Here is a 13,065-nt window from a genome sequence, read left to right as displayed (position 1 = left end):
TTTTTCAAAAAGATTAAACAAACACATCCGTATCTATCTCATAACGATGAAATCACCCGGTTTCGTTCCCTGATTTACGTAACGCGCGGAGACATAATATCAATAAAAAACCCGGCAACTGAATCAGCTGCCGGGTAAATAACCTTCTTATCAGATTAGAAATTAGTTTGGATAACCAGGGTTCTGAGGTTTCAGATTCGGGTTATTCAGCATTTCCTGACGAGGCAGTGGAAGCAATAAGTGTTTCTCTTCCAGTGCTTTGTTGGTGCTCAGGTTAATGTGACCCACAAAGTTGTCAAAGCCTTTTGTCTTCTCATTGAATACTTTGCGTAAACGAACCATATCAAACCAGGTAAGCTGCTCGTAGCAAAGCTCATACCACCGCTCGCGCCATACAGCTTCACGGAAGCTCGCCTGATTGAATGTACCTAAGGCAGGTGTTGCCAGCTGGGCACGGTCACGGATTTTTTTCAACGCGTCGTATGCTGCCTGGTTAGGGCCACCTACTTCGTTTTGTGCTTCAGCATACAGCAACAGTGTTTCTGCGTAACGAATCATCGGCACGTTCAGGTTATTCAGACGTGTACCGGCAACGCCAGAGGTACCGTTCGCAATCCGGTTGAAGTGTTTGAACACATACGGAGCGCCCAGCTCAAACCGTGCACCGGTACCATTCGTAAAGTACGTGGTATAGAAGTAGCCATCCTGATCTTTTGTCCGGAGGTCACCTTTCTCATACGAGTTGTAGAATGACGACGTAGGCACCGAGCTACCTGTTCCTGTTGGACCGTTGTAGTTAATCGGCTTAAAGTTACCGTAGAAGTTATCCATCGGATTACTTGCCACGGTAGCGTTATACTGCAACTGGAACAAATGCTCAATCCGGTTTTCTGTCCGCTCGCTATGTACATCTTCATAGGTTGTGAACAGGTTGATAGTGCCCGGGTTAGCATTGGCGTACGTAATTACTTCCAGTGCTTTATCAGCAGCCAGTTTGTAGTGTGACGCTCCTTTACTCAGCGGGAAGCCAGCCATTGTCAGGTATACTTTTGACAATTGTGTTTTTACCGCAGCCAGGTTCGCACGACCGCTTAAATCCATCCATGACAAGCCTGCACTTTCAGCAGCCAACAGGTCTTCTACAATCAGTTTGTAAATCTCTTCCTGTGAAGCCCGGGCCGGGCGGAAATCTTCCGACGTTGCTGTTTGTGGCTTAGTCACCAGCGGGACATCTCCCCACAGACGAACGGCCGTAAAGTAAGCCCATGCGCGCAGGAAGCGTGCCTCTCCCAGAATTTTCGTTTTCTGCGCTTCCGGCATCGGCGTAATTGGCGGTACTCTGTCCAGCACCAGGTTAGCCTGTGCAATTACCCGGTACAGACCGTTCCAGTAGTTTACCACGTGGATCGTATTGCCATCGTGCGACATACTGTACAGGTTGTTAAGGTCAGAGTTCTGGGCTGTCTCTGTTGTCGACGTTCCGGTCATCGCTTCGAGAAGCTGCCAGTTCGACGAGAAGATATTGGCACCATCGCCGATAAAACGCATGCTTGCATAAACTGAGGCCAGTCCGGCTTCTGCGTGGTCAGGGATGGTATAGAAACTTGAGGTTGTCAGGTTAGATGGAGCGCGTTCATCTAAAAAGTCCGTACAGCCAACAGGTCCAAGCAAAACAGCGCCGAAAAGGGCAGCAGTACCTGCTCGTTTAATGATATTTAACTTCATGTTGAGAATCTCTTTTGAACGTTAATGAGTTTCGTGATCGATTAGAAAGCAACCTGTAAACCTAACATGTAGGTTGTAGGCTTCGGATAGTTGTGCCAGATCATACCCTGAGAGAACGCGCTGTTGCCGTCACCCTGGTTGGTCGGTGTTACTTCCGGATCACCAACAATCGGATCTTCCACTAACAGGAAGAAGTTCTGTGCGCTGGCATACACCCGCAGTTTACTCATTTTCAGGCGGCTTGTCAGCTCGCTTGGGAATGTGTAGCCAACCAGCAGGTTACGGCCACGCAGGAACGAACCATTTTTAATCCAGTGGCTGTCCACGTTTGTTACATAACCGGCACGTGTTTCACGGATTTCAGCAATCATCGTATTCTGATTCTGCGGTGTCCATGCGTTCAGTACCGATGAGTAGCTGTTAGCCAGCGCCTGACGGTCTTCACTTGGGTGCAGGTTCATCAGCATAACGTCGTTACCATACATGAACTGCAATTCCAGTGTAGCATCAAAGCCCTTGTACCGGAATGAGTTTGTCATAGCACCCCAGCCTTTAGGGCTACCGTTACCGATGATGCTGCGGTCAGCGTCAGTGATTGCCTTATCGCCGTTAACATCAAGATATTTGATATCGCCCGGCAGCATAGTCAGGTTGTTCCGGTAGCTGGCAAACTTAGCGGCTTCTTCACGCTCGGCTTCGCTCCATACGCCCAGACGGGTCAGACCCCAGAATGAACCTACCGGCTCACCCACGCGGATCACGTTTGTCGGGTTGGTAAAGTTAGGACCACCTACGTTGAAGATATCAGACGGCGTTGCCAGTGAAAGCACTTTGTTCCGGTTCAGCGACAGGTTGAACGATGTGTTCCAGCTGAAACCGCCACGGTCAATGTTCACTGTGTTCAGACCAAATTCAAAGCCCTGGTTCTGCATTGAGCCTACGTTCCGGCGGATTGTACCGTAACCGCTCGTACGAGGAACCGGTGCATCAAGAAGCATGTCCGTTGTCTTACGATAGTAATAGTCAGCTTCCAGTGTTACACGGCCTTTCAGGATACCAACTTCAACACCGATGTCAGCCTGAGCTGTTTTTTCCCACCGCAGATCCGGGTTGGCCAGACGGTCAATACCAGTACCACCTACGCGGGTATCGTTATAAATTGTTGAATAGTTAGAGCTTAACAGGGCCAGTGACGAATACGGCGGAATTTCCGAGTTACCCGTCAGACCATAGCTTGTCCGTAATTTCAGGTTCGAAATGAGGCTGTTGTTTTTCAGGAAGCTCTCTTCAGATACACGCCATGCAAACGCTGCCGACGGGAAGAAGGCATACTTGTGGTTAGCACCGAATTTCGACGATCCGTCCATACGACCGGTTACCGTAAACAAATACTTCTCCATCAGGCTGTAGTTAACCCGGCCAAAGTATGAGTTAAAGGCAAAACGCGATGCGTTTGACGAAACCTGCGGGTTCGTAGCCCCTGCACCCAGGTTATTGAACCCGAAGTAGTCCGTCGCAAAGTTCTGCACAGTAGCCCCCATACTGAAGAAGTTGGTTTCCTGCCACGACAAACCTAATAAAGCTGTTAAGTGCTGGTTATCACGAATCTGCTTGTTATAGGTCAGGTAATTTTCCAGTGACCAGAAGCTTTCCTTACGGTTCCGCGTTGCGGCGTTACCTAACTGCCCGGGGTTCAGTGTACGGGTTTGTGATTCGTTGTTTTCCTGCGTTAAAATGTTAACACCCAGCACTGTACGCATTTCAAGCCCTTTCGCAATATTGATGTTGCTATACAGGCTACCTAACGTTGTCTGCGTATTCAGGATATACCGGCGATCCATCAGGCGGTGCATAGAACTGAATGTTCCTTCTGCACTTGGATAATCACGGTTGCTGGCATAGCGGCCATCTGCATATTTAACCGGCAGGAACGGGAAGTCTTCCACAATCTGACGGGCAACGGCGTCATTGATGTCGACTAAGTTCTCAGTCTGATTGTTGTAGCTCAGTGTACCACCGACTTTCAGCCATTTCTTGATCTGATCATCGATTGTAAAACGGCCTGAATAGCGTTTCATATACGATGTTTTGATCAGACCCTGATCGTCGCGGAAGCCCAAGGATAACGAGTATTGTGTCCGTTCGTTACCACCGCTGAAACCTAACTGATGGTTCTGAGACAGCTTGTTCTGTGTTGTTTCCTTAAACCAGTCTGTATCGTACAGCGGGTTCAGGTTCGCATCGAATACACCAGGGTAAGCAGCGCTGTACGCTTTTCTCCGAGCAATCGGATCTAAGCTTGTATACTTACCCGCAGCCCAGCCAGCCGGGTCATATTTCTTAATGTTTGCGTAAGCCAGATCTTCCGTAGCCAGATACTCTTTCGCATTCAATACGCGCGGCCGGTTTGGTCCGATTGTATTTACGCTGAAATCGGCGTTGTAGGTAACCGTACCTTCGCCGGCTTTCCCTTTCTTCGTAGTTACCAGGATAACACCGTTGGCACCGCGGGCACCGTAGATCGCTGTCGACGACGCATCTTTCAGTACCTCAATGGATACGATGTCATTCGGGTTAATGTAGTCAATCGCCGAGCTGAACTGCGCCTGGTTACCTTGCGGCAACATCACACCGTCGACCACATACAATGGGTTGTTCGAGGAGTTAATCGAGCTGAAACCACGGATACGTACTGTAGTACGGCCGCCGGGACGACCCGAGTTATTGTTCACCTGTACACCCGGCATACGGCCTGCCAGCGCCTGGTTCAGCGAAGCAGCAGGGCGTTCCTGAAGCTGTGCCTGTTTTACACCCGCTACCGCACCCGTCAGATCGGACTTCTTCTGCGTACCGTAACCAATTACGACGATCTCGTCGAGCATTTTGTTATCGGCCTGCAGCGACAGGTTAATGGCCGATTGATTACCGACCGGTACTTCCTGCGCCTTGTAGCCTACAAAGGAGAATACGAGTGTTACGTTACCGTCCGGAACATCTAACCGGTACTGACCGTTCGGATCCGTCACAGCTCCTCTGGTAGTACCTTTAATGACAACACTTACACCCGGCAACGGCGCATTACTTTCGTCTGTCACTTTACCGGTAACTGTTCTGTCGACCATGTTGACAGAAACTGTAGTGGCTTTAATGGCTAATTCTTTGAATTCTGTTCCTTCTGCGTAGGAGAAACCCGTACAGCATAGTGCGAGTAACAGTGGGGTTGTGGACAAGCTCACAATCCTGCGTGGCAGAGAACGTGATCGTAATGGTTTTACCATAAGCTTGGGTTGCCGGCTAACCGGCAGTTTAGGTTTGTTAACAATTGAGCGATAAGAAGATTATTTATTAATAAACCAACCGCCCTGCTTTACCTACTCATCACTTTTTAATGTTTGTCAAAAAATCTGCATATTCTGTAAAGACTGCACATATGCTTAACAGTGTCATAATACACAAAAAACAACATAAATAACTGAAAAACAGTAAACTAAACTATACAGTAAGACATTAAAAAAGGGATGCAAAAATTGCATCCCTTTTTTAAAAAATGATTAAATAATATTACAAATTCTGTTTTTTCAGTTCTCTCACTGCAAAATCTGCGGCTCTCGCCGTTAGTGCCATATAGGTAAGTGACGGGTTTACACAAGACGATGAAGCCATCGCTGCACCATCTGTTACAAACACGTTTTTGGCTCCCCAAACCTGATTATTTCCGTTCAGTACCGAGGTTTTCGGATCGCGACCCATACGGGCCGTTCCCATTTCGTGGATACCAATGCCAGGGTTTTTCGTCAGGTCATTACGGGTTTTAATGTTTTTGGCGCCGGCAGCCTCCAGCATATTCGCCGCTTCGTTCATCATCGCAATCCGCATACGCTGCGCGTTTTCGCCCCAGCCTGAGTCGAACTCAATGACCGGCAGGCCCCACTTATCTTTCTGGCCCGACAACCGCATCCGGTTATTCGAATCAGGAAGTGTTTCCCCGAAACCACCGATGTTGAAGGTCCACTTGCCCGGCTCGGTCAGCGCTTCTTTAAAGTCGGCGCCGAATCCTTTCATACCGGCTCCACGTTCCCAGCCCTGACGGCTGCCGCCGCCCTGATACCCGAAGCCGCGTACAAAATCACGTTTGTTATCGCTCCCCCAGTTGGCAAACCGCGGAATATAGATACCGTTTCCGCGACGGCCATAATAGTAGCTGTCTTCCATGCCCTCGAACTCACCCGACGCACCGGCGTTCAGGTGGTGGTCCATGATGTTGCGGCCCAGCTGATCGGAGTCGTTGCCCAACCCGTTCGGGAAGCGCTTCGACGTCGACTGCATCATGATCCAGGCTGTATTGATCGCCGATGCATTCAGGAACAGAATCTTTGCGTAATATTCGTGGTGTTGTTTCGTGTTCTGATCGATCACACGGACGCCAACTGCCTTATTCAGCTTATCGTCGAAAATAACCTCGTACGCAATCTTATCTGTAACGATGGTCAGACGACCGGTTTTGGCCGCCGCCGGCAAGGTGGCTGACTGGGTACTGAAGTAAGCCCCGAACGGACAACCCCGGCTACACAGGTTCCGCGACTGGCATTGGGCGCGGCCCAGATCCGTATGAATTTTAGTCGGTGACGTCAGGATCGCCGGACGACCGATGGTCATGTGGCGGCCGGGGAAATGGGTTTCAATCGCTGATTTTACTTTCTTCTCAGCGCAGTTCATCTCCATCGGCTTCAGGAACTCACCGTCCGGCAACACGTCCAGACCCTCTTTCTGGCCGGACACACCCACAAACCGCTCTACGTATGAATACCAGGGCGCAATATCCTTATACCGGATCGGCCAGTCGGCACCGTGCCCGTCTTCGAGGTTTGCGGTAAAGTCGCGTTCATTGAGCCGGTAACTCTGACGTCCCCACATCAGGGAGCGGCCACCGAGGTGATACCCCCGGATCCAGTCGAACGGACGTTTTTCGAGGTATGGGTTTTCCTTATCGTTTTCGAACAGGTAGCGGGTTGGTTCGTTGGCGGTATAGCCCGTCCGGACGCTGGCCCAGTACTCTTCCCGTGCGATATTATCGACGCGGCTGCGGTGCAGAAACTCCCACGGATCTTTCATGGCCGTTTCGTAGCCCGATACGTGTTTCAGGTCACGGCCGCGCTCCAGCATCAGCACCCGCAGGCCTTTTTCGGTTAATTCTTTGGCAGCCCAGCCGCCGGAAATGCCCGACCCTACCACAATGGCATCGTAGGTCGCAGCTTTTTTGGCATCTATATTAAGGTACATGTTTCTGTAGTTAAAGGGGGTTGTCTGAACATACGGTTAACGGGGTAATCCAAACCCCGGTCAGGCTAGGTGGCCCAGGCTTTCTGGCCTTTTTCGTATTTCACGCAACCTTCATACCGGCCCGGAATCGCGATATACCGCAGGGCTTTGGTCGCCCCGATCTCCGACGAGAAGTACCCGAGCAGGGTCAGCTCTTTAGTCAGCGAAAAGAACGGCACCGGCGGATCAGACTTTTTCTTTTTCTCTTCTTTGATCTGACCGGTTTCGGCATCAACATCCTTTGCTTTCGCCGCCTGACGGCCTGCTTTCGCCTCTTCTTCGGCAGCGGTTTCAAACTGCGTCAGAACAGCATGTTTCTGCTCGTTCGACAAGGCCACAAACGGCTTGCTGTAGGTTTTCTGACTGGCTTCATCTACCGCGACCAGTCCTTTCCGGAAATGATCCTGCTGTTCAGGACTGTAACAGTCTTTCACCATCAGTTCGATAAACGGCCCGACACCGGCGGCTTTCGCTCCGGGGGTTGTGGTCGTCGGAATAATGGTTTCCGCAATATCAGCCAGCATTGTCTGCTGATCTGCCGTCAGCGAAAAGGTAGAGGGGGCGGCTTTACCCGGCTCGCGCAGGATAGCCGCCATGGTTGGGGCCGACAGGGTACTGCCCATCAACAACGCGACCCGTTGTAAGGCATCTCTTCTGTTCAAGGTAAAGTAGATTTAAATTGTGATCGACTCTTATACGCTTATAAGACAATTTTTTCAGCGTTTTACTTACTTTATTGTCTCACCTTCGGGCAAACCTGAGTTCGTTTGACCTACCAAATTACTCCATTTTATTCTATGAAAAAATCATTTTTGTCACTTATTCTGTCCTGCCTTAGCCTGTCTGCACTTTTTGCTCAGTCCGGTGCAAAAAAAGAAGACTGGCAGTCACTCTTCAACGGCAAAGACCTGAGCGGCTGGGACATTAAAATCGCCAACCAACCCCTCAACGACAATTATAAAAATACGTTTCTGGTCGAAGACGGTATGCTGCGCGTCAGTTATAAAGAATACGACAAGTTCAACGATAAATACGGCCACATCTACTACAAAACCCCTTATTCCCACTACCGCATCCGGTTCGAATACCGCTTTCAGGGTGATCAGGTGCCGGGCGGGGCTACCTGGAACGTACGCAACAGCGGGATTATGTTTCATTCGCAGTCAGCGGCGAGCCTGACCTTTGAACAGCACTTTCCGGTATCGCTCGAAATGCAGTTACTGGGCGGGCTTGGTAAAGGCACCCGCCATACCGGCAACCTCTGCTCACCAGGTACCATCGTGGATATGAACGGTAAATTCGCCAATGCGCATTGCATCGACTCAGATTCTAAAACCTATGACGGGGATCAATGGGTTAAAGCAGAAGCGATCGTTCTGGGCGACTCAGTGGTCTATCACCTCATTGATGGCGATACGGTACTGGCCTATCAGAATATCCGCATTGGCGGTACGCTCGACGGCGATTTCCGGAAGATGATGAATATCACCAATGCCGATGCCTGGGCGCCGAAGCTGAATAGCCAGCTGAAAGAAGGCTATATCGCTCTTCAGGCCGAAAGCCATGCCATTGATTTCCGTGGCATTGAGCTCCTGAACCTGAAAGGCTGTATGAACCCGAAGGCGGTCAATTATAAATCATATTATGTCAAACACGATCCTTCGGCCTGTAAATTCCGGAGGTAAACAACCACAAATACCATGAGTCATATTGATTTCCAGCAAGTTGCTCAGCAGTTACGGCAACCCGAAGGTGAGATGGGCCGCGATGTCGGCCAGAAAATGAACCGGAGCAACGCATTTATGTATGCGCTGACGATGAATCACCTCGACCTGCAACCCGGTGAGCACTTACTGGAAATCGGTATGGGAAACGGGTACTTTACCGGCGACCTATTAGCCAGCCAACCGACGGCGACCTACGACGGCTGCGATTTCTCGGAAACCATGATCACCGAAGCAACAGCGCTGAATCAGCCCCTCGTCGATGCCGGTCGGGTACGGTTTCACCAAGCTACGGCCGACCGGCTGCCCTTTGCCGGTGAATCGTTCGACAAAATTATTACCATCAACACCATCTATTTCTGGGAAAACCCGGCTGATGAGCTGCGCGAAATCCTGCGGGTATTGAAACCCGATGGCCTTTTTTTTATCGGCATCCGTACTAAATCCAGCATGCAGCTGCTCCCCTTTACGCAGTACGGCTTTCATTTGTACGATTCGGCCGAGCTGACTGACCTGCTTAGTGCGCAGGGTTTTGTCATTGAGTCCGTTATCAAGGAAGAAGAACCGGCACATGGTATTGCGGGCGAGGTATTTAACATGGTAACTATTCTGTTAAAAGCCCGGCGGCCAACGATTATCGGGGCGTTGCAGTGATAATACCGTCGAAATCCTCTATTTTCATGGTTTCATTTCGACGTATTTTTAAATCGACGTACTCAATTACTTAATCTGAAATGGTTTCATCTCCAAAACCTCAAACCAGCAACAGCTACATCGGGCCGTTGCTGATTATCGGTGCCCTGTTTTTTATCTTCGGCTTTGTCACGTGGGTAAACAGTGTACTGATCACGTTCTTTAAACAGGCGTTCAGTCTGAACAACCTGCAGTCTAATCTGGTGGCGTTTGCCTTCTTTATTTCCTACACGCTGATGGCCATTCCGTCGTCGGCGGTTCTGAAAAAGACCGGTTTCAAAAACGGGATGTCAATCGGTTTGCTGACAATGGCCATTGGTACACTGATTTTCGTACCGGCGGCCAAAGTGGTTTCCTACCCGCTGTTCCTCGTAGGTCTGTTCCTGATTGGCATCGGCCTGACAGTGCTCCAGACGGCTTCGAACCCTTACGTCACCATTCTGGGTCCACGCGAAAGTGCTGCCCAACGGATCAGTTTCATGGGGGTTGCCAATAAACTGGCCGGTATCTGTAGCCAGCTGGTATTCGGCGGTATCCTGTTAAGCAGCGGCTCGGCCAACCTTGACAAGGTAGTAACTCCTTACCTGATCCTGACCGGCGTACTGGTTGTACTGGCGCTGTTAATCCGCTTCTCGACCCTGCCGGAAGTTTCCGAAGAACAGGAGGACGACGATACCGCGAGCGAAAAAACGACCTATACCAGCGTATGGCAGTTCCCGAATCTGGTTTTAGGCGTACTGGCCCTGTTCTGCTACGTGGGCGCCGAAGTAATTGCCGGTGATACCATTATCAACTACGGTACAGCCATCGGCTTCTCCAACGATGAAGCCAAACACTTTACCTCGTACACGCTGGCGGGCTTGCTGGCCGGTTACCTCCTGGGTATTGTCCTGATTCCGAAATACATCTCGCAAACAACGGCGCTGCGCTTTGGTTCGGTGCTGGCCATTATCCTCACGGTCGGCGCGCTGCTGACATCCGGCTTTTATTCCATTCTGTGCATTGCCCTGATGGGTTTTGCCATCGCTCCGATCTGGCCGGCCGTGTGGCCGTTAGCCCTGAACCGCCTCGGGCCCTTTACCAAAATTGGTTCAGCCCTGCTGATTATGGGTATTTCGGGGGGCGCTATTCTGCCGCTGGTACATGGCTACCTGACCGATGTTACAGCATTTAAAAACGCCTACGCCTTGCTGCTGCCGCTGTTCGGCATCATTCTATATTACTCGCTGGCCGGTTATAAAAAGACCCGCTGGTAATTTGTCTCCTTCGCGGAAACGGCGGGCTTCAGTCCGTCATTTCCGCGAAGTTCTCCCCCCCGCTCCCGAACAATTCTCAACCGATCTGGGTTTTACATCTAGACCAGAATACCGCTTAGCTTCGGCTTTTTCCGTACCTTTGCCGGATAACGAACCTGGTTCTGTTAGGTATGCCCGACACATTGTTGACATCGCCCGCCGAGGCACTCATTCCCGCTCTTTACGCCCCCTCACTTACCGAATATAGTCGCCGGAAAACGGTCACGGTTTCCGTTGGCGACGTACCGCTTGGTTCCGATTACCCGATCCGGGTACAGTCGATGACTACTGTTGATACCATGGATACCCTTGGCTCTGTTGAGCAGTGTATCCGGATGATCGACGCCGGTTGCGAGTACGTCCGGATTACGGCGCCCAGCGTAAAGGAAGCTCAAAACCTTGAAAATATCCGGAAAGAACTGCGTCTGCGCGGGTACAATACCCCGCTCGTAGCCGATATTCACTTTACGCCTAATGCCGCCGAACTGGCCGCCCGCATTGTCGAAAAAGTACGGATCAACCCCGGAAACTATGCCGACCGGAAGCGGTTTGAGCACATCGACTATACCGATGCGTCCTATGCCGCCGAGCTGGGGCGTATCCGTGAAAAATTCCTGCCACTGGTCCGGATCTGTAAAGAATACGGTACTGCCATGCGGATCGGGACCAACCACGGTTCGCTGTCTGACCGCATTCTGAGCCGCTACGGTGATACGCCGGTTGGTATGGTTGAATCCGCGCTCGAATTCCTGCGCATCTGCGAAGACGAGAACTACTACAATATCGTACTGTCGATGAAGTCGTCGAATCCGCAGGTGATGGTTCAGGCCTATCGGTTGCTGGTGCAACGGCTTGCCGAAGAGGGCATGAAGCCGTATCCGCTGCACCTCGGTGTCACTGAAGCAGGTGAAGCTGAAGACGGCCGCATTAAGTCGGCAGTCGGCATCGGAACGCTGCTCGAAGACGGGCTGGGCGACACGGTCCGCGTTTCGCTGACGGAAGAACCCGAGTTTGAGGTGCCGGTCTGCAAAACGCTCATTGACCGCTACACACACCGGTCTGCAACCGCTCAGCCGATCGAGCCGCTGACATCGGCGCTGCCACACAATCCGTTTCAGTACAGCCGCCGCACCACGCAGGAGGTAGCAAATTTCGGGGGCAGTAATGTGCCTCGTGTGATAGCCGATTTCAGTCATCATCCGGTAACGGAACACGACGATCTCAAATCAATCGGGCATTTTTACCTGCCGGTTCCCGACAAGTGGCGGATGAACGACCTGGGCGCCGATTACATCTATACCGGTGCAACGCCGGCGGCCTTTATGCTCCCCAACGGTCTGAAAGAAATTCAGGATTACGCCGTCTGGCAGCAATCTGCCGATCAGCAGAACTGCTTTCCGTTATTAACGGAAGAGGAATACCTGAACGCCGGAAAAGAGGCCCTGCATCCACGGCTTACGTTTGTCCGCATTTCACCGGAAACGGTTTTGCAGCCGTTACTGGATGCGTTAAAGCAGGATCAACAGGTGGTCTTAATGGCGCAAACAGCGAACACACACGCCATGCCTGCCCTGCGCCGGTTGTTTATTGAACTGGTCAATCAGGGAATCACAGTACCGGTAGTGCTGGTTCGTGGTTTTGCGCATGCTTCTGATGATGACCTGACGCTCTATGCGGCCACCGACTTTGGTGGTTTGTTGGTCGATGGCTTCGGCGATGGCGTCATGCTGACAAGCACCGCCGACGCAACGGCCGACGACCGGAAACGATACAACAGCGTTGATTTCGGTATTTTACAGGCTGCCCGGACACGGATTACCAAAACCGAATACATTTCCTGCCCGTCGTGTGGCCGTACGCTGTTCGATCTTCAGGAAACCACGGCAAAAATCCGGCAGCGGACCGACCACCTGAAAGGCGTCAAAATCGGGATCATGGGGTGCATCGTGAACGGTCCGGGCGAAATGGCCGATGCCGATTACGGCTATGTGGGCATTGGCCGCGATAAAATTGCGTTGTACCGCGGGCAGCAGGTAATCAAAAAATCCGTACCAGCCGACCGCGCTGTTGATGATCTGATTGAGCTGATCCGGGAAGATGGCCGCTGGCTGGAACCCGTTGCCGCCGAAATCTAGTTCATAATACAGGAACCGATCGCTAGTCTTCACGACAGAACTGTATAATCTATACTGCTGTCGTAAAACTATATTCCCGTTTACCACATAGCCACATAGAAAACATAGCTTATTAAATCTTATGTGCTTTATGTGGCTATGTGGTGAAGAAAAAAGTCAGTGGTTAAATCAAGG

The 13,065-nt window shown here is 51.1% G+C and carries 8 protein-coding genes; 4 read left to right on the top strand and 4 right to left on the bottom strand.

Translation table 11 applies throughout. The annotated features are described in order from the left end of the window. Positions 1-162: 162 nt before the first annotated feature. The 4 genes from AC23NW_RS14810 to AC23NW_RS14795 form a co-directional block, all read right to left on the bottom strand. Positions 163-1,725: a RagB/SusD family nutrient uptake outer membrane protein gene (locus tag AC23NW_RS14810; protein WP_487450430.1), complete on the bottom strand. Its 1,563-nt coding sequence runs from the start codon at positions 1,723-1,725 to the stop codon at positions 163-165. Positions 1,726-1,766: 41 nt separating this feature from the next. Continuing rightward, positions 1,767-4,847: a SusC/RagA family TonB-linked outer membrane protein gene (locus AC23NW_RS14805; protein ID WP_487450429.1), complete on the bottom strand. Its 3,081-nt coding sequence runs from the start codon at positions 4,845-4,847 to the stop codon at positions 1,767-1,769. A gap of 439 nt (positions 4,848-5,286) precedes the next feature. Then, positions 5,287-7,005: a GMC oxidoreductase gene (locus AC23NW_RS14800; protein ID WP_487450428.1), complete on the bottom strand. Its 1,719-nt coding sequence runs from the start codon at positions 7,003-7,005 to the stop codon at positions 5,287-5,289. A gap of 65 nt (positions 7,006-7,070) precedes the next feature. After that, positions 7,071-7,706: a gluconate 2-dehydrogenase subunit 3 family protein gene (locus AC23NW_RS14795; protein ID WP_487450427.1), complete on the bottom strand. Its 636-nt coding sequence runs from the start codon at positions 7,704-7,706 to the stop codon at positions 7,071-7,073. Between the two features lie 135 nt (positions 7,707-7,841). Here AC23NW_RS14795 and AC23NW_RS14790 point away from each other — a divergent pair, with 135 nt between their 5' ends. From AC23NW_RS14790 to ispG, 4 genes are all read left to right on the top strand, one after another. Continuing rightward, positions 7,842-8,729: a 3-keto-disaccharide hydrolase gene (locus tag AC23NW_RS14790; RefSeq protein ID WP_487450426.1), complete on the top strand. Its 888-nt coding sequence runs from the start codon at positions 7,842-7,844 to the stop codon at positions 8,727-8,729. A 15-nt stretch (positions 8,730-8,744) separates the two neighbouring features. Then, the gene (locus tag AC23NW_RS14785) at positions 8,745-9,422 is read left to right on the top strand and encodes a class I SAM-dependent methyltransferase (RefSeq protein WP_487450425.1); all 678 of its coding nucleotides are present in this window, start codon (positions 8,745-8,747) and stop codon (positions 9,420-9,422) included. Positions 9,423-9,502: 80 nt separating this feature from the next. Next, positions 9,503-10,717: a sugar MFS transporter gene (locus AC23NW_RS14780; protein WP_293842856.1), complete on the top strand. Its 1,215-nt coding sequence runs from the start codon at positions 9,503-9,505 to the stop codon at positions 10,715-10,717. 170 nt (positions 10,718-10,887) lie between these two features. Beyond that, positions 10,888-12,891 carry a (E)-4-hydroxy-3-methylbut-2-enyl-diphosphate synthase gene (gene ispG / locus AC23NW_RS14775; protein WP_487450424.1) on the top strand — a complete coding sequence of 668 codons (2,004 nt, stop codon included), beginning with the start codon at positions 10,888-10,890 and terminating at the stop codon, positions 12,889-12,891. The last annotated feature ends 174 nt before the right edge of the window (positions 12,892-13,065 follow it).

This window comes from Arsenicibacter sp. R0_47 (genome assembly GCF_057652235.1).
Note: the sequence above shows the minus strand (reverse complement) of the source record. Positions and strands in the feature narration are given on the sequence as shown.